Raw genomic sequence first — 24,328 nt, 5'->3', positions numbered from 1 at the left:
CTGTACGGGGCATGACGATGGAGGCGGCGTCGGTTGGGGTTACGGCACGGTGCACTTGCCGGCCGTCGTCGTGCTGCCGACGCCGACGGGGCACGGGGTGACACTGTCGGAGCCGGCCCCGGCGTCGGCGCAGTGGATCGTGGACGCCACGGTCGAACCGGGTGCCAGCCCGGAGGACTGTCCGGTGCCGTCCCTGGCGGACATGATCGTGCTCGACGACGAAGCGGGACACAGCCGCGCGGCCGCGGTGTGGCTGGGGGACGGCGGCGTCGAGTGCCTGGTCACGATCAGCGATCGCGACGGCATCAACCAGATCGTCCTCGCGACATCGCTCGACTCCCTGGCGGACAGACCGGTCCCGCTGTGGCTCGGAGGATGGGCGATCTTCACCGTCTTCCCCGGTGACGCGGGACGAGTCGTGGTCAAGGACGACGACGACCGCGTCTTCGGCCCGCTGCACCAGCGGCTGGTGGACTTCGGTGGCGGCCGGGAGTTCACGGTCGTCGAGTACGCCTACCTCCGCACGGGCCTGCAACCGGACGATCCGGCCCTCTCCGCCCGGGCGCGGGTGTGCCCGGACGGCACCGGCCCGTGCCTCCCGGCGCGCTGGATCGCCCCGTCGGCCTCACCGCTGCCGCTCCGGTCCACTTCCGAGGACGCCCGCGACGGCACGTAGGGGCGGCGGTCCTCATGCGGAATGTTCACGGTGGACCGTGCCGGTGAACGGGTTCCGAGAGCGCGGTCCACTCGAAGGTGGGGAACCATCGGGCTGCGGAGTGACGCCGTTGACGACGGCACGGCCGTCCGGAGTGGCGGACGGCGGTGGGGGTGAGCTGCCGGTCGATTCGACGCTGGCGGTGACGGCCGGTCGCCGGCGGCGCACCGCTCTGCCGGGTGGCCGGTCCACTCCTTCGTCGATTCCGGCGAACAGGGCAACCACCGGATCCCAAGGGTGACAGGATGACCGTCCACATCACGTTCTGGGAGGGGAAAGTGACACTACGTTCGGACGAGTGGGCAGTACTCGAGTCCCTCGCTCGGAAGAAGCAGGGCTGGACGATCGGCGAGCAGCCGTTGGAGGCCCGGTACCGGCCGAGCAGTATCGTGCGGACCCTGTCGGAGAAGGGCTTGTCCAAGCTCGCCACCGACCGCCGTCTCGACGCCCTTGCCAGGGACGGCGTCCGGCCCCCCTGGGCCGCGCGCATCACCCGGCTGGGCCGCAGCGTCCTGGAGTATCGGGCCCATCAGGCGAGCCCGCCCGAGCCGGTGCCGCCCGCCCCGACCTCCGCACCGGGTTCGGAGATCAACGTTCGCACCGTCGACATGGACTTGCTCCGGACCACCCTCGCGGCCGCCGAAGCCGGCTCTCTCACCGACATCGACGTCACCGCGCTGCAGAGCGTCGTGTCCAAGGCCCGGCCGGTGCCGGGAACCCACCGCCATGCCCTGGCCCCGGACAAGGCCGAGCTGGCGGTGGTTCTTCACGTGCTCTTCCTGGAGTCCCTGTACCGGGATGCCTCGGGTTACCACCAGCTGCTGCGGGAGCTACCCATGTCGTGGCGTAGAGGGAGGCGGCAGGTCGTGATTCGGACGCCGCTCGACCGTTCCGCCGCGATCACGGCCCTCTGATGGAATCAGGAAGCGCATGACCTTCCGGGGCACAGGTACCTCATCCGCCTTGGGCGCCCAGGCGGCTACCCGGCAGACGAAAGCGCGGTGGCCGTCAGGTCGCGACCGGCCGACCACAATCGCGCCGCCTCCGCCTGGACGGACGGGCGGGCCAGGAACGGGCGTCCTTGTGCGGACCGACGACGCTGTCTCCCTGAGGCAGTGGAATTTTCCGCGGAAAATCATCCGCCCCCAGCCTCAAAGCACCATCTGCAGCACGTTGCCGGGCTGGAAGTCCCACTGCAGGAACCGCCCTTCGTAGCGCGGCGCGGGCCTGCGGATCACGTCGATCGCGGTGGCCCAGACCGCGGCGTCGGCGCCCTCGGGGTCACGACCGTGTCGGCGGTCGTCAGCGCCACGTACTCCCGGGGCCGGACGGCCGGCCGCACCACGTGGATCGCCACGAGCTGACGGGCCAGCAGGGGCAGTCGTGTCGCCAGCCCTCCGTCATCGAGGACCATCCGGCCCGGCAGGTGGGTCATGAGGAGCGAGGGGTACTCGCAGTGCGCGGCGGTCGGATCGACGGCGACGAGTCCGGGAGCCGGCACGCCGGTTCCGGCGAGCGTGGTCAGGGCGTCGGCCTCCCTGTGTAGGAGTTCCTCGGCCGGGCCCTGCCGGGTCGGGTCGACGAAGGAGCGCAGTACCAGGTACCGGGTGCCCCCGTCCCGCGTGCCGACGGTCAGCCTCCGCATGTCGGCGGTGGCGCCGCCGTGCAGCACCTCGGCTCCGACGATCCGCTCGCCGGACTCCAGGTGTCGGCGCACCCAGGCCAGTGCCAACGGCCGGACGGTCGCCGCCTCGTCATGATCGGTCACCGTGCCACCTCAACATCCGGACGGCGGCACGCGCGAACCCTTCTGGGCCCGTCCGCACGTCAGTGCCGGTGGTGGGTGGGAACGTCAGGCGAACAGGACTGTCCGCACCCGCAGCGAGGGGTGGGGAACCTCAGGGCTGTCCACACATTTCGTGAAGGTCACGGGGGTGAGGGCGAAGAGGTGATCGAGGGTCGTCCAGGCCGCCGGTTCGGAGCCCCGGGGCTGCTCAGACCTCCGCACTGTGTACCGTCCATCGGGTGAATCGTCATCTTGCCGATGCGCCTGATGGGCTCTCCCGCCGGGCTCGATCCTTCGTCTCCGCGCACGGCCTCCGAGTCGGCAGCACGGGGGTCGAGCAGTATCGGAGCCACTGGCTGGAGTGCGGGATTCCGGCAGCGGAAGTCGACCGGGCCAGGGCCTTCGAGGAACGTTGGGGTGGCATGCTGCTTCCCCCGGCGCCGATGTATGACGGCGGACCGAGAATCCTCCGCCCGGACACGCCGGAGCGGACGCCGACGGACGGGTGGTGGTTCGAGGCTGGAGACCAGCGGACCGCGGTGCCCTTCTCCTTCATGATCGGCCCCCGTGGCGAGTTCGGAATCCACGCCGAGAGATGGGTGCCGCTGCATGCGAGCGTCGAAGGATGGGTCGAGTCGGTCGCGCTCGCACATCACGCCGCCATGTGGGCCATGCAGATCACCAAGGTCACCGGCGAGGACGTCGACGCCCTTCGACTCGGGCTCTACGAACCGGTTCCGGAGGTAGGAGCACTGGCCGATGGATGGTGGCGAGGCACGGACTCACTGATCGCGGTCTACACGGGCGAGGCCGAGTGCTTCGCCGAACCCGGGTACCGGACCGCCGTCATCTACTCCGGCCTCGACAAGTGGGGCCTACACGGCTGAGCTTGTGACTTATCCGGTGCGGCGTGGTTTGGTGCCGACCTTGTGGTGCGCCGGTCGGCGGTAGGACTCGCCGGTGGCCAGGAGCAGGCCCACGTCGTAGCGGTTTGCGGGGCGGTGGTTCTTGGAGCCGGGCGGGCGCCCGGGGCCGGGGCGAGCGGGTTTCGGCACTGCGGCCGGCGTTGAGGTTCTGGCGTGCAGGTGTCGGAACCCGCGTCGGACTCGGGCTGGGGTGAGCTTGTTCGGTTCGGCCGGCTTCTCCCACGGCCGTCGCAGGTCGGTGGTCAGAGAGCGGACGAGGCGGAGCTGGGTGCAGGCGGTGATGATCAGCCAGGTCCATCGGTCCGCCGCCTCGGCTTCCCGCAGTCTCGGAGCGGTCCAGCCGAGTGTCTGCTTGATCATCCTGAAGAAGTGCTCGATGTCGAAGCGCCGCAGGAAGGTCTGCCAAGCCAGATCGGTCTCCGCTGGGTCGGCCGCGGGCCGTGACCACCACAACCACAGCGGCTTGGGGTCGCCGCCACTGGGCAGGTGGTCGACCTTCAGGCGGATGACGGTGCCCTCGATGACCGGGAGCGGGCTGGGGTGGTCGCGCCAGGCGGCGCGCCCTTGCAGCTCGGGGTGGAGCCGGTCCCAACTCTGGGCGTGGGCGGTGCCGTAGCGAGTGGTCGCCGTCTTCGTCTCCGCGTCCGGGGCGCCCCAGGACCTGGCGTCCTTGAAGATGAACTCGCTGCCGTGCTTGGGCGGCCGCCCACCAGCCGGGTTGGCCCGGGCGAACTCCGCGCGGGCGGTGCCGGGCGGAGCATCACCCGGTCCGAGCGCAGGCGTCCCAGGATCTCCACGGGCAGGTCGCGCAGCAGGTAGGCCAGCCGCATCACGTCGTAGCCGGCGTCGGCCGCGATCAGCACCGACGGGTCACCTGGGCTCCACTGGTCGACGGCGACCAGGCGCTCGACCAGGTCCCGCAGCTGTGCGGCGGTGACCGCGGCGAGATCGTCGCCCGGCCTCAGCCGCACCGCGTCCAGCGGGGCGACCCACAAGGTCCGGCCCGACTCCAGAGCGACAACCCACGAGTACGGCCAGCCCGGGATCATCTGGTGCCTGGCGTCGCCCCACCCGTAGGTGTGGCAGAACGAGCGGGCGTCGCTCGTGTCGGCGTCGGGCCGAAGCCACGGCAAGACGTCCACCGCCAGCACCAGGCGGCCACCGGCGGCACGGGGCAGCGGCAGACTGGCCAGCTCGGCCCGCAGCCGTTCAACGTCCAGGCGGCCCCGGTTCAGCGCGCCGTACAGGGCCCCGTGGCCGCGGCGGTGCTCGGGAGCCAATGCCAGGCCGACCAGGGTCTTCACCGGGCCGTCGGTGCACAGCACCGCGTCGGTGAGCTCGAACAGCGCGTCACGCCGCCCGGTCAGGCAGTCGTAGAAGACCCCCCGGAAGCGCGACAGCTCCGCAAACGACTCGTACTGCACGCCCTGTTCCACCACGGTCACCAGCACGGCCTTCGCGTCGAGCCTCTGAACCTCTTGGAGGTCCAGAATTAGGCGGGGCCGGGTCCGCTGTCCTGGAAATCCCCATGTGGGTGACCTGCGCTCGCCGTCGGACCGCTACCGCGGCAGGTAAGGATCCTCGACCGTCGGCCTTCTCCGATCACCCTCGGGGGTGAAGGTCAACGATCCACGGAACGAGCCGGCGCCGAAACGCACTGCGAGAAGCAACGGTTGCGCATGCTCGGGCGGCCACGGTTCGCTCCCCGGTTCGCTGCCGTTCCACAGATGGAAGACCACCATCGGCTGCTGCGGATCCCCCGAGAGGTAGCCAAGCGTCTTCCCGTACAAGGGATTGTTCCCTCCGAACAGCACAGAGGGAGGGCCGAACTCCGCCGTCACGTCAGCCCAGGTGCGGTCAGCCGCGGCCCACCCTCGCACCCGGTCTGTGACAGCCTCGTACTCCTCGGCTGTGAGAACCCGATCGGGCCCGAGCCAACCGCGTCGCTGCGCGAACTCCGCGTATACCGAGGCGACTTCGTAGCAGTCACCCTGCGCGGGGAAGACCTCCTGGAAGGCCCCGCTGGGGCCGATGGAGGTCCAGAGCCCCTGCTCTTCCCAGCTCTGCTTCAGCTGATTCCACGCCTCGGGCTGGCGCTCGACGAACAGCAGGTGGTCAATCAGGATCCGGAACGCCACCTCACCCCCGTACATCCCGGGCCGGCGCAGGGCGAGGTTGAGCTGATCAATGAGGTGATCACGGATCTCCTCAGCAGCGGCAAGCGAAGTAGGAAGGGTCACGCACACAGTCTTCCGCAGGAAGATCAGCTCGATCACCCGTTCCGCCGACGAAGACGAGTGGATAAATCACAAGCTGAGCAGTTGCGATCGAGCCCTTGGTTCTGTTGCCGGACTCCGTGGCTGGTTGACGGTCAGTCACTTTCGATCATTGTTCCGGGAGGTCTCCGCAGAACTGCAAGCGTTGGCTGCGCGTGGGACGTATGCGAGATCCGGAGCCTGGTCTGGCCCGAGGTCGAAGACCTGGTGGTCGTGGTGCGTAGATACGTCGCGACCCTGCGGGCCGGGACCGCCGTCGAAGAACCGCGTCCGATCCCGCGACCGCACCGGATCGCGGCCTGGATCATGCGTCTTCCCGATTCCCTGGCCACTGGCGAGCGCACCCGGCTCGACCGGGTCCTGGACGCCTGTCCAGGACCCGGTCGTGGCCGCCGAGCGGGCCGCGACTTCGCCGCCATCACACGTGAACGACGCGACACCGAGCTGCCGATCTGTATGGCGGTGCCCCGGCCACTGCTGTCCAGGGCACCGGAGCTGATCGTCAGCAGCGGGTTCACGACCGGCCGCACGCGGTACTGCCGACCTGTCGTACACGGGCCCGGCCCCGCGCCGAGTGGGGATCGGCCCGAACGAGGCCCTACACACGGCGCGCCGGCAGACCCTCTCGGGCTCGCCAGAAGTCTGCGTCGCGAGGGTCGGCCAGCCAGGCCGTCATGCGCTCGGCGCAGGCTTCGAAGGCCTGGGGCAGCGAGATCTCGTCACCGACGGCGAGGGCGAGGACGTCGGCGTCATGGGTGCCGTGGTCGGTCTCGCACCAGCAGCCCACGTTGACCGAGGCGCTCACCTCGTGCTGGCCCTGGTCCGTCCAGCCCACCTGAAGCTGGAACTCCGGCGAGTCGCTTCCACTCACCGGCTGGACAACGCACAGGAGGAGGATCACGCAGGCCCGGGACTGCGGGCCTGCGAAGACCGCGTGGTCCGGCTTCCAGTCCCACGTCGCGGCGGCGGCCTCGGACCGAGCCTCGCCGACGCTGCGAGCCGCGCGCCGCAGTGATCCGACGCCGGCGGCGGACAGCCGGGGGAACAGCGTGCTCAGGGGGACATCGTCGAAGGTGCCTCGGCTCATGGGCATGAGCTGATCATCAGGTCTCTCCAGCAGGAGAACAAGGGCTCTCCGCTCTCAGCGCGCCAGGAGACATGCGCCCTGACACATCACGCGGCTGAGCACGCTCATCTGTACCGCCCGAGTGCTTCAACGAGTACGCCGGAGCCTGGTCAGCTGGTGTCGGTGAACAGGCCGTTGAGCTCCGGGTAGTCGATGGTCCGCCGGAGGGAGTCGTAGCCGCCGGCGCGGTGCAGGTCGAGTGCCGCCTGCCGTGCGGCGGCGTAGGCGGCCTGTGCCACCCCCGAGCCGAGGCTGACCCGGGCCACGCCCAGGGCCCCCCAGTTCGTCCACGGGCGCGGTGCCCGGCCCCGCCATGATGTTGAGGGGCACCGTCAGACCCGCGGCCAGGTCCTCGATGACGCCGGGGTCCGTGACACCGGGGACGAAGGTCCCGTCCGCGCCGGCGTCCACGTAGCGGCGCGCCCGTCCCAGCGTCTCCCGCAGCCGGGTGGCGGGGGCCCCAGCACCGGGCCCCGGGGGACGCGGTCCCCGTCCGGGGCGCCGAGCGACCAGGCCACCCCGGCACTGGTGGTGGCGATCGCGGCCGCCCCCGCGGCCTCGATGACACGGGCGCTGGCCACGTCCCAGGCGTTCGCGAGCGCGAGCGGACGGACGGGGGTGTGGAGGGAACGGAAGACCGATGACTTGCTGGCGTTGGACATGCTCCCCAAGGCAATCAGCGGGTGGCCGTTGTCCGGCGGGAAAACGACACGAACGTGCGCAAGCCCGGGCCGCATCGGACCGACAGGCTTCGTGGCCACGAGACGCCGTCCGTCCCCGTGAGCAGAGCCGCCGAGTCTCATCCGCCGGGTCTCACTGCGGTTCATGGGAGAGGGGCGGCTCGTTTCCGATCCGCCCCTCTCCCATGAACCGCGTCCCCCGGGCTGTCAGGCCTTCGGAAGCGTTATCCCCAGTTCGAGCATGGCGGGGGAGGCCGGGCCGCCTTCGGAGCGCTCGGTCTTGTAGCCCTTGACGCCCGGGGCGACGGTGCGCGGGTCCACGGCCTCGGAGGGGGCGCCGGTGGTGTAGAGGCCTTCGGGGTCCTGGTCGCGGTCGTGCGGCAGGAGCCAGAAGACGCGCCGGCGGAAGGTGCCGGAGGCGCGCGAGGACTTGGCGTCGGGGCCGAGGATCGCGTAGCCGACCATGCGGCCGTCGCGGTGGTAGGCCGGGCGGCCGCGGCGGGTGGTGAGGCGGTCCAGCGACTGACGGACGTAGTCGAGGTCGGAGGTGTCCTCCAGCCAGACGAGGTCGGTTTCGTGGGCGAGCTCGGCCGGGTCGATCAGCGCGCTCACGCGTGGTGCTCCTCTGTGTCGTCGGTGATCAGGCCGATGCCCGGGTAGTACTTGCGGCTGTTGGACAGGACCATCTCCTTGGGAGATGTCATACCCAGTGTCTCCCGAACTCGTGCGGCGAAGGCACGCCCGGATACGGGATTGGCCCCCTCGAAGCCGCACCAACGGGTGTAGGCGCCGAAGAGCTGGGACTGTTCGGCCCGCATGCCCTCGCCTGTGACGCACGCCTCCTTGAGGAAGCGGCCCACGTGGTCCTCGGTCTCGGCGTAGGCCGTGGTCGCGGTCTGGACGGCCTGGGGGCCGGCGAGGTCCTTCTCCCCGGCGAAGTAGCGGCGGGCGCCCTCGATGAGCCAGGCCAGGATCCCGGGCCCCTCCTCGGCGACGAGGACGTGGGCCAGGTTGTCGATCTTGCGCTCCTCGGGCACGACCCGCTCGAACGGGATCAGGCGCATGCGCCGCCAGAAGGCGAAGCCGCCGGTGCCGACCTCGGGGCGGTGGTTGCCGAGCAGCCAGAGCTTGTGGGTGGGCTCGAAGGAGAAGAAGTCCTGGCGCATCCGGCGGGCCTTGATCTTGTCCCCGCCGGTGAGCAGCTTGACCCGGGCCTCGTCGAAGCGGTCGCCGGGCTTGAGCTCGGAGCAGACGATGATCCGGCGGCCGTGGAGCTCGGCGAGGTCGGTGGGGTGGCCGTCGAAGGTCTTGGCCATGAGGAAGCCGGGCGGGGCCGCGTCGGCGTAGTCGCCGAGGAGCTGGATCATGACGTCGAGCAGGACGGACTTGCCGTTCTTGCCCTGGCCGTAGAGGAAGGGCATGACCTGGGCGCCGACGTCGCCGCTGATGGAGTAGCCGAGCAGCAGGTGGAGGAAGTCGCGGGTCTGGCGGCCTTCCTTGTCGTCGCCGAAGGTGTCGGTGAGGAAGCGGTCCCAGCGCGGGGTGGGCATCCGGGCGGGGGCCAGGGTGGTGGAGCGGGAGTGGTGGTGGACCTTCGGGTCGGGCGGCACGATGGCGCCGGTGCGCAGGTCGACCACGCCGCTCGGGGTGCACAGGGCGTACGCGTCGGCGTCCAGGAGAGCCGCGTTGAGGACCATCCCCGGGGCGGACTTGGCCTGGGCGAGCATGGCGTTCATACCCGAGGTGGACAGGGCACGGCGGCGGTGCCGACGCAGGTCGGTGTTGGTGTAGACGCCGCGGGGGTCGTGGGTGGCGATGCTCTCGGCCATCTCGCCGGCGGCCCACAGGACGGTGTCGTCCTCGTCGAGCTGCCAACGGTGGGCGGCCCAGCGGTACCAGCCGAGTCCCGGGACGTGGCGGTAGTCGCGTCCGTAGAGGTGGACGAAGAGCTTGGCGTTTCCGCGGTCCGACAGGGAGTCCGGCAGGAGGCCCTGCGGGCTCGCCTGTGGGCCTGCGGGGGCGGGGGTGGACCGAATGACCGGTGAGGCCGTCGAGGGGCCCTGGACGGCCTGAACAGGCGTCTGCTGGGCCGCCACGGGGGCAGGTTCCTCCAAGAGGCTCTCCTGCACGGCGGTGCCGTGCCAGGGGGCCTGCGAGGGACCCGGGACCGGCGGGTACTCCAGGATCTGCTGCGCTGCGGCCACGGGGTCGAAGACCGTCCTCTTACGGGTGCTGTCGCTCATCCGCGCGCCTTCCCGATGTGCAGGGGCTGCCGGGCTCCGGCGGCGAGGCCGGAGCGGATGACGGCGGAGCTGTGCCGGTCCTGGGAGGGGCGGGCGGTGTGTGCGGCATCGGTGAGCAGCCGCTCGGCGGCCGCGTGGGTGAGGTGCCCGGCGGCGACCAGGCCTCCGGCGGTGAAGGCGGCGCGGTTGAGCTTGCCGGTGAACCCGACCCCTTCGGCCGTGCCCGCGCAGTCGGTGACGTCCTGCAGAACGGTGTCGAGGACCCGATCGGCACCCCGCTTGCCGCCGCCGGCGGCCACGACGGCCTGACGTCCCCGGTGGGGGACGGCCTGCTGGGGGACGCTGTGCGTACCGGGCTGGTCCTTGAGGTGGCCGGTGCGGATGAGTTCTTCGGCGAGCCACCTGGGGAGCGGCGCGGGGACCGTGGCACCGGGCAGCGGGGTGTAGACACCGTTGGCGGTCGCCGTGACGGGAGCGACGATGTAGCCGCCGTGGGCACGGACGTCGACCTGCCAGGCGAGGGCCCGGCCGGCGGAGGAGCCCGCGGAGCAGGCGAACCGGTGGTGGGCCTGGTCGCGGTACCAGATGTGCAGGCCCCCGGAGGGGGTTCGCACCCTCAGGGTCGCGGTGTCCCCGGCCGGGTCGGGGGCTCCGCGCAGAGCTGCCAGCAGGGCGAGGGTGTGGTAGCCGTTCTCCAGGCCGTCGAGGTTGACGTGCTCGTGGATCGGGATGCCTGGCAGGATCCGGTCCCGGGAGGGGACAGGGCCCGGGTGGCTGTCGACATCGATGACGACCAGGCCCGCGGGGCCGCAGGCGACGCCCGTACCGAAGTCCGGGTTGACTCGCCACCAGGCGGTGATGACGTCCTGGTCGACGGTGGCGGCGTGGAAGCCGTGGCACCAGCGACCCACCCGGGGGCAGATGCACTCGGTGGGGGAGTGCGGGGAGTCCTGGCAGGCCTGACAGTTGGCCGGCGGGGTCTTGCGTCCGGGAGCCAGCGGATGGACGGGCCACCCCTGGGCGGCACACCAGCGAGCGACGGCGAGCGCCTCCGGCTGACGCTCCGCTCGGTCGCTCCCCACGGCCTTCGGCGCCGTCACGCTGGTCCCTTCCCCTTGGTTCGGTAGCTGATCGGTAGCTCGGTAGCTGCCCGGACTTGAGTCGCCGGCTGAGTCGCTGAAGGCAAAAAGCCAGGTCAGAGCACTGGCGGATGCCGGATCAGCGACTGAAGCGACCGAAGTCCAGAAGATAGCTCACACAGACTAGCCGAGCGAGGACATACGAGCCCGAACCGGCGGAGCCCGTGGGAAGACTGAGCGACCGAACCGTTGGCCAGCGACCGAGTCGCTTCGGTCGCTGGTTCCGGTGCTCCGACGTTTCCGCAGGTAGAAGCCGTTTTCCAAGCCCATCAGCGACTGAAGCGACTCAAGCCCGGGTCTATAACGCGCACACGCACACGGGAATGTCTTTATATACCCGAGCCTGAGTCGCTTCAGTCGCTGATCGGGTGAGTATATGGGTTCTGACCTGGGGTTTTGTCCAGCGACTGAAGCTCAGCGACTGAAAGCGACTGAGCCTCTCCGGACAGAACGGCGGCGTGTCGCGCGTGTCAGGCACGGCTGAAGGTGCCGGGTTCGGTCGCTTGGGTCGCTTCAGTAGCTCCGCCGAGGACGAAGGGGAGCCGGCGGACTGCCCAGGAGTTCCGCTGCCGCGGGTTGCCGAGCCGCCGGCACCGGAACCGGTGAAGCCCCGTGGGCAGCGACCGAGCGACCGAAGCGACTCTGGTACCGACTTGCCGCAGGATCCGGTTCCGGCTGCCCTGCCTCAGTCGAGGGGAACGAGTCGGTACCGGCCCGAGACGTCCTCCGGACCCTGCACCGCCAGCACAGGCCGTCGTTCGCCGCGGGCCGGTCGCAGCGTGCGCTGCCGTCGCCGGTGCAGCGTTCGGCCGGGACTGCCGTGGGGGTGGTGGCCTTCGGGGTATGCCGGCAACCGCCGCACAGACCTGACGTTCCCACCGGGCGGGGGCGTTCACAGCCGGGACAGCACTGGCCGAGCCTCGGGAGGCGGTCAGGCCCGGTGGGGGCGGTGCCGGCGGGTGCTGAGGGCACCACCGGTGGGCGGGACGCGGCCCGGCGGTCGGTGATGACTTCCCGGCACGTCCGGCACGCAGTACCGGAGGACCACAGCACTCCGGTCTCGCAGTCGGGGTCAGGGCACCCCCAGCGGGGCAGTGCGACGCCCAGCAGCCAGCGGCCGACGTCCCGGATGTCCGATGGCGTCGTGGCGGCCAGGCGGGCCGTCAGGCGGGCTCGAAGCCTCGCGTCGTCGGTGCCCGCGCGCAGCTGGCGGCCGGCCTCGCGGCCGATGAGCCGCTGGGTGAAGGTGTTGGCCCGGGGCAGGAGCCAGCGGACGGGTTCGAGGGCAGCGTGGACGCGGGGGCTGTAGGTGAGTTCGGGGGCGTTGCTGTCGGGGTGCTCCCCCGCGCGGAGCGCGAGACGCGGGCTCGGCAGTCGAGCCGCCACCGGCTCACCCGGGGGCACCGGTTCCGTGTGCACGGCCGGGCGGCCAGGCACCGACCCACCTACCGGTATCTCGCCTCCGGCGGGTGGGACAAGCGGACGTTCGTCCTCGGGTCGGTCAGTCATAGGGTCTTCTCTGTACGCGAGCGATCCGTCATCAACGCGGGGACCCGATCCGTCACCAACAACAGGAGACGCGGGTGTGGCGAAGAGGTCGAACGGGTCGCCGGGGCGGGGTTCCGGTTCGACCGTGGCGAGGGTGAAGAGGTGCCGGCCCTGGGTGCCGGCGCGGCGCTCGACGGTGATCCAGCCGGTGGCCTCCAGGCCGTCGATCACCTTCCCGGCGGCTTCCGTGGTGATCGGGCTGCCCGCGCGGCTGCCCGTGTGGTGGCGCAGGTAGCCGGCGAGCTCGGCCTCGGTCAGGGCGATCTTCAGGGCCACGGCGTAGGCGATGGCGGCGTACGCGCGCAGTTGGCGCGGTGTGAGGTCCTCGCAGGCGGCGACGGGCAGCCAGACGAAGCGCTCCGAGGACGTCATCGGCCGCACCCGGCGCAGGCAGGTGGTGCCCCAGCCGCCGGGCATGGAGCGGCGGGTGTTCTCCGGCAGTTCGATCACGCCGTCGGGCGCGCTGGAGCGGAGCTGGGAGATGCCGCGTTCGACGGTGGACTTCGACAGCCCGAGGTAGGACGCGAGGGTGCGGGCGCCGGCGGTGCAGCCTTCGGGGCGCTGGGCGAGTGCCTTGATCTTGACGTAGACGCTGAGCGCCGCGTCCGCGTAGAACGGGGACTCCACGATGCGGATGGGGACTTTGACCCGTTGCCGGCGCTGTCGCGGGGGCAGCCCGTTCCAGGCGGCGATATCGTGCGACGGCTGGAAATCGCGTGGATTTTGCTTCATTATATTGCCTGTACATGTGGCATGTCTGGCCCGTACGGGAGTTGGATCACTCCAGTCGGGCGGCACGGTCCCTGTGTTCGTGTCATGTGGATGTCTCCGTATCGGGAGGCAGAAGCCTTCATCGGCTTCGGTTCGGCAGAACCTCGTTGTTGTCCGGGTTGGCGCCCGGACGGGCTCGGCCCACTGAGTTGGCGCTCGGTGGGCGGTTTGATCTCTGGACCGCGTTCCAGGTGCCTGGCAGCGCCTGAAACGCGGTCGTCGGGGCGGCGGCCACCCGTGGCGGGGGCCGCCGCCGCCCCGTTTCTGCGGACTGTCAGGCGAGCGGGGCGGTCGCGACCTTGGCGAAGAACGCGAGACGCTCGTTCTGCCAGGCCGTGACGTTCACACAGCGCCCTTCGCCGGAATGCGGGGCGTTGGAGGTGGTCTTGATCCAGCAGGGGCTGTCGAACTCGACGTAGCGGTGGAACACGGCGTCCATCGAGACGGGGACGGTTCCGCTCCTGCCCGGCTCCAGTGAGTGGAGGGCCTGGCGTGCGGCCTCCAGCAGGACCATGCCGGGAACGTGGTCGACGGGGTGGTCGAACAGCACGGGGTGCGCGGTGTCGACCCTGAGCTGCCACCTGCCGGACTGGTCGGTGGGGGTGAGCACGACGTCCCGGGCCCGGTCGCGGCCGACGGTGCTCGGGGTGACGGGCGTGGTGGGGGCGGGCGCGTCGGCGAACATGCGCTCGACGTCACCGCGGCCGGTGCGCAACCGCTGGTAGAGCGCGGGCGCGTGGGTGCCGAAACGGGTGCTGGCCGTGGCCAGCGGGACGCCGTCGCGAAGGACCTGGAAGTCCATGGTCATGGCCACCGGGACCGAGCGGCGGTAGCTGATCTCCGAGGCCGTCACGTGGAGTTCGATCTCGGCGGGGGCGTTCGTGATGGACATGGCCGGGGCGCCGGGGCTGAGCTCGTAGGAGAAGTGCGACCAGCTCATCTGGTGTCCGAAGGGGACGCCGTAGGCGGTGTGCGTCAGGAGCAGCAGGGTCTGCCGGACCGTCTCGCAGAGCATCAGCGGATCGTGCAGTCCGTGCTCCGAGAGGTAGAAGCTGTGGCTGCGCGGCCACTGGGCGGTGACGACGAAGGTGTCCTGGCCGGTGCTGCGCCAGCCGCTGAGGAACACCTCGGAGAACGCGGCACGGTGGACGTACTCGCGGGCCACCGTGGTCGTGAGGACGGGACCTGTGGCCGTGACCGGACGCACCTGTTCGAGCAGCATGATTGCCTCCCCCTAAGCAAACCAAGGCCTCCGGACGGCAATGACCGGGGCCGGATGTAAAATAAAGGGTGTTCGTTATGTTTGTCGACCGAGGGCGGGAGGACTGATGGCGGAACCCAAGCAGGAACGGGCGCTGAGGACGCGGGAGGTGATCCTGCGTTCGGCGGCGGAGGTGTTCGACGAGTGCGGCTTCAGCGGTGCGAGCATCAGCAAGATCATGGATCGCGCCGGCGTGACCCAGGGCGGGATGTACTTCCACTTCAAGTCGAAGCAGGGCCTCGCCCTGGCCGTGATGAACAGCCAGCAGGACCACGTGGAGATCCCGGCGGGGGAGGAGGGGCTGCAGCGGATCATCGACATCACCTTCCACGTCGCCCGGGAGCTGCGGCGCAACGTCGTGTTCCGGGCCGGTGTCCGGCTCGCCGTCGAGCAGGGGGAGATCGGCCTGCAGGACGCGACCCCGTACGAGCAGTGGGTGGACCAGTTCCACGAGCAGCTGCTGGTGGCGCGAGGCCGCGGCGAGCTGCTGCCCGACGTGGACGAGAAGGAGTTCGCCCAGGTGGTCGTGGGCTCCTACAGCGGCACCCAGCTCTTCTCGCAGATCGCGACCGGGCGGGAGGACCTCGCCCACCGCGTGGCCGCGCTGTGGCGCTACCTGCTGCCGGCGGTCGCCACCCCGGAGGCGCATGCGCGCCTTCGGGCCCGGGTGGAGGAGGCCGAGTGGGCCAAGGCGTAACGGCGCGTCGCGTCGTGCTGACCGGTGCCACCGGCTTCGTCGGTTCGGCGGTGCTGCGCGAACTCCGGGGCCGGCGTGCGGGGGACCGGTCGGATGCCGCCGCGTCACGGACGGTCGTCCGGACGGTCGGCAGGCGCCCTGCGGCCGAGGCCGACGGCGAGTGGTTCGCCGCGGACCTGGCGGACCCGGCCTCGCTGCGCGGGGCCTGCGAGGGGGCGGACGTGCTGCTGCACCTGGCCGCGTCGCTGAGCCCGGACGAGTCCGAGTGCGCCGCGGTCAACGTCGCCGGGACCGAGGCGCTGATGGCCGAGGCCGTACGGGCCGGGGTGGGGCGGATCGTGCACCTCTCCACGGCGGCGGTCTACGGGCCGGGGCCGCACCGGGGCGCCGCGATCGGTGAACTCGATCCCGCTCCGGTCTCGGCGGCCAGCCGGACCCGACTCGCCGCCGAGCGGCCCGCGTTGGCGGCCGGGGCGACGGTGCTGCGGCCGGGACTGATCGTGGGCCCGGGGGACCGCTGGGTGGTGGCCGCGCTGGCCGAGCTCGTCGAGCGGGTGCCCGCGCGCTGGGACGGCGGGCGGGGCCTGCTGTCGATGGTCGGCGTGACCGACCTCGCCCGGCTGGTCACCGACCTCGCCGCCCGGCCCGCCCCAGGGGCCGGCGAGGTGTTCCACGCCAGTCATCCGGTGCCGGTGCGCAACCGGGACCTGATGGCGGTGCTGGCCGGACACGGGGTCCTGCCGGGGGTCGAGCGGGACCTCGGCTGGGCCGAGTGCGTGCGGCGCCTGGAGGAGGTACCCGGGCGCGTGAGCGAGCGTCAGTTCGCGCTGCTGGCAAGCGATCACTGGTACCGGTCCGAGGAGGTGTGGACCACGGCCGGATGCCGGCCGGGCCCGGGCCCCCTGGTCCGGATCGGGGAGGCGGCGCGGTGGTACCGCTCGCACCTGGCGGCGCTCCGGTCTGGCTGATCCCGTCCTCCCGGGTACCCGGGAGGACGCCTCACCGGCCGGGGTCGGAGATCCGCGGCCGGACGAGGCGCCACACCCGCGTCAGCTCGGCGGTGACGGCCTCGGGGGACGCGTCGGGCCCGTCGTCCCGGATCAGGGTCTCGGCGCCCGCGACGAGCATCCGGGCCAGGGCCGTGACGTCGTCGGGCGCCGCGGGAGGGAGCAACTCCACGTTCTCGTGCGCCAGTTCGGCCAGCCGCTTGATCTCGGGAAGCCAGAACGTCGACCAGTTGGGCGAGTCCGACCGCTCGCGTCCCAGCCGCGCCGTCGCCTGGACGAAGACGTCCTTCTCCAGGAGGCGGGACAGTTCGACCGTCAGGTTGGTGAGCAGGTCCAGCGGCGGGGCCGGCAGCGCTGTCACCCGCTCCAGAGTGCCCTGCACCGCGAACCTGCCTCTCTCCGCCACCGCGTCGGCCAGTTCGCCCTTGGTCTTGAAGTGGAACGTCAGCGCTCCCATCGACAGGTCGGCCGCCTGCTTGATCTGCACCAGGGACGTGCCCTCGTAACCGTTGTGGGCGAACCGCGACGCCGCCGCCCGTACAAGGACGTTGCGGGTACGCATCGCCCTCTCCTGCTTCACCATGCTCTCTCCGAGCCCAAGACCGTTAGCCAGTAGCAAGACTGCGCAGCGCACGAGCCTCCCGGCAAGCGCGAGTTGCCGAAGATGCGCCGGGTTCGATGGAAACCCGGCCGGTTCGGCCGACCGCTGCTGCCCGCGGAGGCGCGCTCCACCCGACGATGCGTCAGTACGACAAGGTACCCCCAACAAAAAAAAGAGGGTGTTCGCTATTATTTTGCCGTGCGCGCCAGTCTAGTGCGAGCACGGGGAGGTCATGTCATGCTCACAACCGCACTGCCGGGCTCCGGTGTCTCGGTCCTGGGGTTCGCCGAGAGGATCTTCGACGCGCTGCCGCGCGTGGACCAGCGCCGCTGGGCGCACGTCTACCTGCGCGGCATGCTCGAGACCCCGGGGCGCAAGTCGGTGCGGCGCCTCGCGGCCGGGGCCGAGGACGCGCCCAGGGTGCTCCAGTCGCTGCACCAGTTCATCAACGGCAGCCCCTGGGAATGGGCCCCGGTTCGTGCGGAACTGGCCAGGTGGACGGGGCAGGGCCTTGCCGCCCGGGCGCTGGTGATCGACACCGCCGTGCTCCGCAAGCGGGGCGAGCACTCCTGCGGAGTGCACCGCCGCTTCGTGCCCGCCAGCGGCCGCTCGGTCACCTGCCAGGTCGGCCTCGGGGCCTTCCTGGCAACGCTCGACGAGGCCGTTCCGGTCGACTGGAGACTGCTGCTGCCGTCCTCGTGGACCGAGGACGCCGAGCGCAGGGAGCGCACGAGGATCCCCGACGACGTGGGCCGCTGCTCGGCGGCGCGGCAGGCGCTCGAACTGGTCGACGCGGTGGCGGCGGCCGGGGCCGCTCCCGTGCCGGTGGTGGCCGACTTCAGCGGCGAGGGCGGGGCCGAGGCGCTGGTGCACGGACTCGGGCTGCGCAAGCGGGACTTCGTGGTCGCGGTCCCGGCCGGCCTGCGGGTCACGGTCGGCGGCCGCAGTGGCGTCCAGTCGCAGCGTGCGGGCGCGGCGCAGCCCGCCGTGGCGGAGGTCCGCTCCCTGCCGTTCGGCGGGTGGGCGGACGCGGCGGGGCGCAGCGCCGTGGTCTCCCCGGCCGGGCAGGCCCGCGTGGTGACCGTCCTGGGCGGCACAGTCGGACTGGCCGACGCACCCGGGAGCCCGCGGCAGTACCGGCTCTTCAGCGTCCGCACCCCCGGCTCGCGCGGCCCGGCACGGCTGTGGCTGACCAACCTGACCCACGCCCGGCCGGAGAACCTCTGCGACCTGACGCTCCATCACGCGGTGGCGCAGCGCACGACGGCCCGGCTGGAGGCCGACTTCGGGCTGACCGACTTCGAGGGGCGCTCGTTCCCGGGCTGGCACCACCACATGACGATGGTGTCCGCCTCCTACGCCTACCAGCGGCTCGGCCGGGGCGTCGCCGCGCAGGCGCTGGCAGCGGCAGGGTGAGCCGGCGGGTGCGGCCGGGGCCCGGTGACTTCCCGAAGTCGCGGGATGTGCGCCTCCGGGCTCTGAAAACATAGCGAATGTTCTTTATGATTTGAGGGTCGGGCGCACGATCGCCCGGTCAGGATCACGGGTCCACGAGACCCGTCGCTACGGCATGGGGGACGTTGCGTGTCAACGGCAGTGGAATTCCGCATCCTGGGACCAGTGGGCGTCCGCGTCGGCGGGCAGGAGGTCCATCTCGGAGGGACCAAGCCCAAGACGGTGCTCAGCGCGCTGTTGCTGGCGGGGGAGCAGGTCGTCAGCGATGACAGACTGAGCTACGTGCTGTGGCGCGACCGGCCGCCGAGAACCAGCGACGCGCAGATCTACACGTACATTTCGCGGTTGCGGAAGGCCTTCGCCGGACACGCCAACATCGCCCGCCAGGGCCAGGGTTACGCGATGTCCATCGGCGCGGCGATGTTCGACTGGAAGCAGTTCACCCAGCTCTCCGCACAGGGGCGGTCCGCCCTTGCCAACCGCCGGTACCGGCTGGCCTCGCGGTACTTCACCGATGCCCTCGACCTGCAGAGCGGACCGGTGCTCACCGACACCACCGAGTACCTGCTCAGCGAGGAGGCCGCCGCGCTGACGGAGGCGAGGGTGGTGAGCATGGAGGGGCAGATCGAGGCGAACCTGGCCCTGGGACTCTACGAGGACGTGGTGCCCGACCTGTTCCGGCTGGTGGCCAAGTACCCGTTCCGAGAACGGGTGAGGGCGCAGCTGATGCTCGTCCTGCACCGCTGCGGCCGCCAGTCGGAAGCCATCGCCCTCTACCACCAGGGACGCCGGCTCCTGGCCGAGGAACTCGGCGTGGACCCGGGCATCCAACTGCGCGAGGTCTACCAGGGGATCCTGATGGGCCGCCCCGAACTCGGCGACGCGGCCTGATGACCGCCTACCGCCACGAACCGTACGGCCGGCAGACGTGCGCCTGGCAGGCGCAGATGACTGCGGCCGCCACCCACATCGCCGCCAGCGGGCCGGGGCTGTCCACCAGTGCCACGGACAGCCCGGACACGATCGCGACCAGCACGACCATCAGCAGCCAGGACCGGCGGCGGTACCGGCCGAGCCGCCCGGCGACCGCCGCGTCGAGGCTGTCGTCGAGCAGCGCGTCGACCGCCTCCGCGACGCGGTCGTCGATCAGGTCGCCGAACTTGTCGTTGAGATCACCACGCGACGTCTGAGCGGTCGTCATCATCGGCCTGTTTCCCGTTCTCGGCTGGTTGGTCGGTACGTCCACAACTCTGCCGGTCGCGGTCACCGCGGGCAGTCATGGAGACCCACGGGCCCGCGGTGGGTTTTCCCTACCCCATGTCCGTGGGTTGCCCTTGTGCCGCCGACGCGGCCCCCACACCTACTGTTTCCCGGAGTTCAGCAGATGGATGAGCAAGGAGTGTGGGCCGGCCGTGGACGAGCAGAAGCGCCGATGGGCCGGCCCCGACGGACGACGGGGCTGAGAACTGATGATGGACAACCCGAGGCCGACGGCCGTACCCGGGAGCCGGGGCCTGTCGCACAACCCCCTCAGGGCACTGCGCACCCCCGAACTGTGGCTGGCGTCCGCGCACCTGGCCACCGACGGGGTCATGGCGCTGGCCGGCTTCGCCGTCCTGGCGCTGCTGGCGACCGGCATCGTGCTGCTGCCCGTCGCCCTCACCGGAATCCCCCTCGTGGTCGGCGCCGGATGGGCGCTGCACCGGTTGGCGCGGGTCGAACGCGGCAGGTTCGCCATGCTCACCGGAGTGGAGATCGCCGGGCAGCAGGCCCCCGAGCTGTCGATGCGTCCGCTGCATTCCACGGCCTCGGTCCTCGGCAGCGAGCCGGTCTGGCGGCAGGCCGCGTACTTCACCCTGCTGATGCCGGTGTCGCTGCTGAACTTCTTCGCGGTGGCGCTCCTGTGGGCCGGCCCGGTGATGCTGGCGCTGCTGCCCTTCTACTACTTCGGCCTGCCGAACGGACAGGCGGCGATCGGCCCGCTGGTCGTCGACAATCCGCTGACCGCCCTGGCGGTCGCGATGGCGGGCCTGATCCTCGGTGCTACGGTGTCACCGGTCGCGGTGCGCGCCCTGCTGGCCATGGACACGGGCATCGCCCGGTCCCTGCTCGCCCCGGGGCGGGACGTGGAGCTCACCCGCCGGGTCGAGTACCTGACGCAGAGCCGGGCCAGGGCCATGGACGCGGCGGAGGCCGAACGCCGGCGCATCGAGCGGGATCTGCACGACGGTGCGCAGCAGCGGCTGGTCGCCATGGCGATGACCCTGGGACGGGTCAGCTCCCGGCTCAAGGGTTCCGGCCAGGAGGCCACTGCGGAACTGGTCGACAGTGCTCGCGACGAGGCCCGCCAGGCCATCGTCGAGCTGCGGGACCTGACCCGGGGCCTGCACCCGCCGGTGCTCACCGACCGGGGCCTGGACGCCGCGCTCTCCGCGGTGGCCGCCCGCTCGCCGATCCCGGTGACGGTCGACGTCGAGGTGGAGCCGAGGCCGTCCGCCACCGTCGAGGGAGCCGCGTACTTCGTGGTGACCGAGGCACTGGCCAACGTCGGCAAGCACTCCGCGGCGACCAGCGCCTGGGTGCTGGTGCGGCGGATCGGCGACCGGCTGATGGTCGCGATCGGCGACGACGGGATCGGTGGTGCCGATCCCGCCCGGGGCAGCGGCCTCACCGGTCTGGCGGACCGGGTGGCCGGGCTGGACGGAAAGCTGACGGTCACGAGCCCGGTGGGCGGACCGACCACGATCGAGGTGGAAATGCAATGCGTGTAGTGATCGCCGAGGATTCCGCACTGCTGCGGCAGGGCATGGTGCTCCTCCTCGAGGAACAGGGCATCGAGGTCCTGGCGGCGGTCGGTGACGGAGAGGGCCTGCTGCGGGCGGTGGCCACACACCGGCCCGACGTGTGCGTGGTCGACGTGCGGATGCCGCCGACCTTCGTGGACGAGGGCCTGCGCGCCGCGCTGGTGATCCGCAACCGGTGGCCGGATGTCGGGGTGCTCGTGCTGTCCGCGTACGTCGAGCAGAGCTACGCCGTCGACCTGATCGGCGACGACGGGCAGGGAGTCGGCTACCTCCTGAAGGACCGCGTCTCGGACGTCGACGAGTTCGTCGGCGCGCTGAAGCGGGTGCTGTCGGGGGACACCGTGCTGGACCCCGAGGTCGTCAAGCAGATGCTGGCCCGCAGCCGCAGGAAGGACCCGCTGAGCTCGCTGTCCCCCCGGGAGAAGGACGTGCTGTCCGCCATGGCGGAAGGCCGCTCCAACTCGGGGATCGCCGCCCAGCTGGTCGTCGGGCCCGCCGCAGTCGAAAAGCACATCAGCAACATCTTCACGAAGTTCGGCCTGCACCCGGAGGACGGCGAGAACCGCCGGGTCCTGGCTGTCCTACGCTACTTGGGAGCTTGAAAGCATGTCCTCTGGCAAGAACAACAAGTCACTCATCACGGGTACCGCGCTGCTCGTCCTGCTCGTCGTCATCGGGGCGGGCGCCTGGACGATGCTCAAGGTGCTGCCCGGTCAAAAGGACTTTTCCCAGACCGACCAGGCCGACGCCGCCTCCGTCACGCTGCTGACCGTCAACGCGGCCAACGCGGGTGTCTCACTGAGCCCCAGCAACGACTCCGCGGTGCACGTCACGGCGACCGGCAAGTACACCGACAGCCCGCCGACCGTCACCACCAGTACGTCCGGCGGGACCATCACCGTCTCGCAGTCGTGCTCGGGCGACTGCGACATCAAGCTCGACATCACGCTGCCCGCCCAGCTCGCGGCGAAGGTGTCCTCCGGTGACTCCTGGACCACCGGGCACGACCTGGCCGGCAGCCTCGACATCACCACCCGCTCGGGCGCCATCGACCTCACCAACCCCTCCGGCCCGCTGACCCTGAAGAGCGGCAGCGGCCAGATCAAGGTGGCAGGCGCGGGCTCGGACACGATGGACGCGACGTCGAAGGACGGCGAGGTCCGGGCCGCCTTCCGCGCCGCCCCGACCACGGCGAACGTGACCACCCACGACGGTGGCGTGGACATCACCCTGCCGTCCTCGGACTACTACATCCAGGCGCAGAGCGCGAACAGCTCCCCGAAGATCGACCTGCCGATCGACCGGAACTCCAAGCACAGCGTCATGGTGAAGACCAACAGCGGCGGTATCGACATCCACCGCTGAGAGACCGCCGCCACCGGTGAGCAGCACGGCGACCGCCGTTCTCGCGGCCGCCGGAGCCGGTGGCGGTCCGGACGGAGCCCAGACCATTACCCCCGGTGGTCTGGGCTCCGTCACCACCCTTCCCGGGGACACACGGACGCCCCCGGTCCGCGCGGGGAGCGGCGGCCGGAGGCGTCGTGACGGGCAGGGTGTCGAGCAGTGGGTGTCGAGCAGTGGGTGTTCAACCGCTCCCGGCGAGTGCCGGGTCGGCGGGGACGGTGACCGCCGTCACCAGGAGTCCGCGGCAGGCGGACCAGGCCCCCTCGAAGCCGGCCAGCCGCACACCCGACACGACGGGGCCCGGTACCAGCAGACGGGCCGTGAAGACCGGGGAGTCGGCCTCGAAGGTGATGACGGCCTGGTCGAAGTCCAGCCAGTTGCCGGTCAGTGGGTACCAGGCCTTGTAGACGCTCTCCTTGGCGCTGAACAGCAGTCGGTCCCAGCGCACGTCGGGGCGGCGGTCGAGGAGGGCCGCCACCATCGACCGCTCCTCCTCGACCGCCACCATCCCCAGCTTGAAGGGCAGCGGTTCGTCGGGTTCGGCGTCCAGGCCCAGGGAGGCCACCGTGGCCGCGGGTGCCACCGCGGCGGCCCGGTACCCGGGGCAGTGGGTCATGGAGCCGACAAAGCCGGGCGGCCAGGACGGGGCGCCGGACGGCCCCGGCACCAGAGCCGCCGGGGGCGTCCCCAGCCGTGCCAGCGCGGTTCGGGCGCAGGCGCGGACGGTGGCGAACTCCCGGCGCCGGCGCCGCACGGCGTGCGTGAGCACCGCCCGCTCCTCGGGGAAGAGCGGGACCCCGTCGAGGTCGGCGAACGCCTCCGCGACCTCGACCGGCGGGGAGAACAGGTCCGCGACCAGCGCGCCGCCGCTCACACCAGGACGCTGCCGTTGCCGGGCCGCCGTCCGCGGGTGCGGCGGTTGTCCAGGTTCACGAAGGTGCGGTGCAGCCAGCGGTCGAAGCCGTCGTAGCTCGGCTCGAACGCGGTGCGTCCGTGGAGGGTGACCCGGTTGTCGACGAAGGCCATCTCGCCCTGCTGGAGGACGAGCGTGCGCGCGGTCCGCAGGAAGGCGTCGCGCAGCGCGGTCAGGGCGGACCCGGCCTCCTCGTCCAGCGCCTCGGTGGCGTGGAAGTCGACGCGGACGTTGGGGTCCGCGGGGCTGCCGCTGAACACCGGGTGCACCGGGCCGGAGTCCCCGCTGCCGAAGGACGGCGGCGGGGACGTGCGGAAGCGCGGCTGGCCCAGCACCTCGACGACGTGCTCGGGCAGCAGGCCCAGGGTGTTGCGCACCGAGGTGACGAGCGTGCCGGCGGTGCGGGTGCGGTCGTTGCGCAGGCACAGCAGTCCGACGAAGTCGGGGCGGTGCGGGTGGAACGCGTTCTCCACGTGGAGTTCGAGCGGGACGGAGCCGGCGTTGCTCTGCGAGGTCTCCCGGCCGGGAACGGGCACGACGTTCTGGACGAGGGCGCCGAACTTCTCCTCGCGGTAGGCGACGATCTCCCCGAGGTTGAGCGCGACGAGTGCGGCGATCGCGGCCGGCACGGCTGCCTCGCGCTCGACCGAGTCCGGTACGGCCGGGGTGAACGGCAGCTCCTCCTCGACGACCGGCAGGTTGCGCAGCGCGAGGATGCCGTCCTCGCCGGGGTCGTGGCGGTAGGCGCGGATCACCTCCTGCAGGCGGTGCGGCAGCCGGCACGAGAGCTCCCGTGCCGCCTCCACCCACACGGGGTCGTCGATCAGCCGCGGCGCGGTGTAGGCCAGTTGCGTCGCCAGCAGCGCGACCTCGCGCCGCTCCTGCTCGGACAGCGTCAGCGTGAGCCGGTTGTCGGCGGGCGCCAGAACCGGTTCAGGCAGCAGTGTGGTCATGGGGTTTCCTCTTCTCCCGATCT

21 protein-coding genes and 3 pseudogenes are annotated in these 24,328 nt (G+C 71.2%); 10 read left to right on the top strand and 14 right to left on the bottom strand.

Features of this window, described 5'->3' with window-relative positions:
* Window positions 1-97: 97 nt before the first annotated feature.
* Window positions 98-676 (top strand): hypothetical protein, encoded by a 579-nt coding sequence (locus ACFCY1_RS22710; RefSeq protein WP_375875792.1) that lies wholly within the window; start codon window positions 98-100, stop codon window positions 674-676.
* A 284-nt stretch (window positions 677-960) separates the two neighbouring features.
* Window positions 961-1,629, top strand: a complete 669-nt coding sequence (locus ACFCY1_RS22705) for a hypothetical protein (RefSeq protein ID WP_375875791.1) — start codon at window positions 961-963, stop codon at window positions 1,627-1,629.
* Window positions 1,630-1,881: 252 nt separating this feature from the next.
* Here ACFCY1_RS22705 and ACFCY1_RS22700 read toward each other — a convergent pair.
* A pseudogene (locus tag ACFCY1_RS22700) lies at window positions 1,882-2,483 on the bottom strand (phosphotransferase family protein); the annotation flags it as partial.
* A gap of 440 nt (window positions 2,484-2,923) precedes the next feature.
* On the opposite strand from ACFCY1_RS22700, the gene ACFCY1_RS22695 reads away from it, so the two are divergent.
* Window positions 2,924-3,388, top strand: coding sequence for a hypothetical protein (locus ACFCY1_RS22695; RefSeq protein WP_375875790.1), 465 nt, complete (start codon window positions 2,924-2,926; stop codon window positions 3,386-3,388).
* 9 nt (window positions 3,389-3,397) lie between these two features.
* Here ACFCY1_RS22695 and ACFCY1_RS22690 read toward each other — a convergent pair.
* The 9 genes and pseudogenes from ACFCY1_RS22690 to ACFCY1_RS22650 form a co-directional block, all read right to left on the bottom strand.
* Window positions 3,398-4,872 (bottom strand): annotated as a pseudogene (locus ACFCY1_RS22690) (NF041680 family putative transposase).
* 114 nt (window positions 4,873-4,986) lie between these two features.
* Complete coding sequence (locus ACFCY1_RS22685) at window positions 4,987-5,703, bottom strand: hypothetical protein (RefSeq protein WP_375875789.1); 717 nt, start codon at window positions 5,701-5,703, stop codon at window positions 4,987-4,989.
* Window positions 5,704-6,301: 598 nt separating this feature from the next.
* On the bottom strand, window positions 6,302-6,796 hold the full coding sequence (locus ACFCY1_RS22680) for a hypothetical protein (protein ID WP_375875788.1): 495 nt from the start codon (window positions 6,794-6,796) through the stop codon (window positions 6,302-6,304).
* Between the two features lie 143 nt (window positions 6,797-6,939).
* A pseudogene (locus ACFCY1_RS22675) lies at window positions 6,940-7,491 on the bottom strand (isocitrate lyase/phosphoenolpyruvate mutase family protein).
* Between the two features lie 225 nt (window positions 7,492-7,716).
* A complete protein-coding gene (locus ACFCY1_RS22670; protein WP_331768794.1) occupies window positions 7,717-8,121 on the bottom strand; it encodes a DUF6009 family protein in 405 nt (134 codons plus the stop codon).
* Window positions 8,118-9,752, bottom strand: a complete 1,635-nt coding sequence (locus ACFCY1_RS22665) for a phage/plasmid primase, P4 family (protein ID WP_375875787.1) — start codon at window positions 9,750-9,752, stop codon at window positions 8,118-8,120. The genes ACFCY1_RS22670 and ACFCY1_RS22665 overlap by 4 nt, the downstream gene beginning before the upstream one ends.
* The gene (locus ACFCY1_RS22660) at window positions 9,749-10,852 is read right to left on the bottom strand and encodes a bifunctional DNA primase/polymerase (RefSeq protein ID WP_375875786.1); all 1,104 of its coding nucleotides are present in this window, start codon (window positions 10,850-10,852) and stop codon (window positions 9,749-9,751) included. Before ACFCY1_RS22660 ends, ACFCY1_RS22665 begins: the two co-directional genes overlap by 4 nt.
* A gap of 552 nt (window positions 10,853-11,404) precedes the next feature.
* On the bottom strand, window positions 11,405-13,171 hold the full coding sequence (locus ACFCY1_RS22655; protein ID WP_375875785.1) for a hypothetical protein: 1,767 nt from the start codon (window positions 13,169-13,171) through the stop codon (window positions 11,405-11,407).
* 313 nt (window positions 13,172-13,484) lie between these two features.
* Window positions 13,485-14,432 (bottom strand): ScbA/BarX family gamma-butyrolactone biosynthesis protein, encoded by a 948-nt coding sequence (locus ACFCY1_RS22650; RefSeq protein WP_375875784.1) that lies wholly within the window; start codon window positions 14,430-14,432, stop codon window positions 13,485-13,487.
* 106 nt (window positions 14,433-14,538) lie between these two features.
* Here ACFCY1_RS22650 and ACFCY1_RS22645 point away from each other — a divergent pair, with 106 nt between their 5' ends.
* Both ACFCY1_RS22645 and ACFCY1_RS22640 read left to right on the top strand, forming a co-directional pair.
* A complete protein-coding gene (locus ACFCY1_RS22645) occupies window positions 14,539-15,168 on the top strand; it encodes a ScbR family autoregulator-binding transcription factor (RefSeq protein WP_375875783.1) in 630 nt (209 codons plus the stop codon).
* On the top strand, window positions 15,153-16,136 hold the full coding sequence (locus ACFCY1_RS22640) for an NAD-dependent epimerase/dehydratase family protein (RefSeq protein ID WP_375875782.1): 984 nt from the start codon (window positions 15,153-15,155) through the stop codon (window positions 16,134-16,136). Before ACFCY1_RS22645 ends, ACFCY1_RS22640 begins: the two co-directional genes overlap by 16 nt.
* Window positions 16,137-16,167: 31 nt before the next feature.
* On the opposite strand, the gene ACFCY1_RS22635 is transcribed toward ACFCY1_RS22640, so the two are convergent.
* Window positions 16,168-16,737 carry a TetR family transcriptional regulator gene (locus ACFCY1_RS22635; protein WP_375875781.1) on the bottom strand — a complete coding sequence of 190 codons (570 nt, stop codon included), beginning with the start codon at window positions 16,735-16,737 and terminating at the stop codon, window positions 16,168-16,170.
* A gap of 276 nt (window positions 16,738-17,013) precedes the next feature.
* On the opposite strand from ACFCY1_RS22635, the gene ACFCY1_RS22630 reads away from it, so the two are divergent.
* Together ACFCY1_RS22630 and ACFCY1_RS22625 are read left to right on the top strand one after the other, a co-directional pair.
* A complete protein-coding gene (locus ACFCY1_RS22630) occupies window positions 17,014-18,192 on the top strand; it encodes an IS701 family transposase (RefSeq protein WP_375875780.1) in 1,179 nt (392 codons plus the stop codon).
* A 204-nt stretch (window positions 18,193-18,396) separates the two neighbouring features.
* Window positions 18,397-19,122, top strand: coding sequence for a BTAD domain-containing putative transcriptional regulator (locus tag ACFCY1_RS22625; RefSeq protein ID WP_375875779.1), 726 nt, complete (start codon window positions 18,397-18,399; stop codon window positions 19,120-19,122).
* Between the two features lie 7 nt (window positions 19,123-19,129).
* Here the strand turns inward: ACFCY1_RS22625 and ACFCY1_RS22620 are convergent, their stop codons facing one another.
* Entirely contained in the window at window positions 19,130-19,435 is a 306-nt protein-coding gene (locus ACFCY1_RS22620) for a hypothetical protein (protein ID WP_375875778.1), read from the bottom strand.
* A 265-nt stretch (window positions 19,436-19,700) separates the two neighbouring features.
* Here ACFCY1_RS22620 and ACFCY1_RS22615 point away from each other — a divergent pair, with 265 nt between their 5' ends.
* The 3 genes from ACFCY1_RS22615 to ACFCY1_RS22605 are packed head-to-tail and all read left to right on the top strand — an operon-like array spanning window position 19,701 to window position 22,400.
* The gene (locus ACFCY1_RS22615; protein ID WP_375875776.1) at window positions 19,701-21,002 is read left to right on the top strand and encodes a sensor histidine kinase; all 1,302 of its coding nucleotides are present in this window, start codon (window positions 19,701-19,703) and stop codon (window positions 21,000-21,002) included.
* Complete coding sequence (locus ACFCY1_RS22610; protein ID WP_375875775.1) at window positions 20,993-21,637, top strand: response regulator; 645 nt, start codon at window positions 20,993-20,995, stop codon at window positions 21,635-21,637. The genes ACFCY1_RS22615 and ACFCY1_RS22610 overlap by 10 nt, the downstream gene beginning before the upstream one ends.
* A 4-nt stretch (window positions 21,638-21,641) precedes the next feature.
* Entirely contained in the window at window positions 21,642-22,400 is a 759-nt protein-coding gene (locus ACFCY1_RS22605; protein ID WP_375875774.1) for a DUF4097 family beta strand repeat-containing protein, read from the top strand.
* A gap of 220 nt (window positions 22,401-22,620) precedes the next feature.
* Here the strand turns inward: ACFCY1_RS22605 and ACFCY1_RS22600 are convergent, their stop codons facing one another.
* Window positions 22,621-23,313, bottom strand: coding sequence for a 4'-phosphopantetheinyl transferase (locus ACFCY1_RS22600; protein ID WP_375875773.1), 693 nt, complete (start codon window positions 23,311-23,313; stop codon window positions 22,621-22,623).
* Complete coding sequence (locus ACFCY1_RS22595) at window positions 23,310-24,305, bottom strand: TauD/TfdA family dioxygenase (RefSeq protein WP_375875772.1); 996 nt, start codon at window positions 24,303-24,305, stop codon at window positions 23,310-23,312. The genes ACFCY1_RS22600 and ACFCY1_RS22595 overlap by 4 nt, the downstream gene beginning before the upstream one ends.
* Window positions 24,306-24,328 lie beyond the last annotated feature (23 nt).

Source organism: Kitasatospora sp. NPDC056273 (assembly GCF_042268845.1).
GTDB lineage: Bacteria > Actinomycetota > Actinomycetes > Streptomycetales > Streptomycetaceae > Kitasatospora.
Note: the sequence above shows the minus strand (reverse complement) of the source record. Positions and strands in the feature narration are given on the sequence as shown.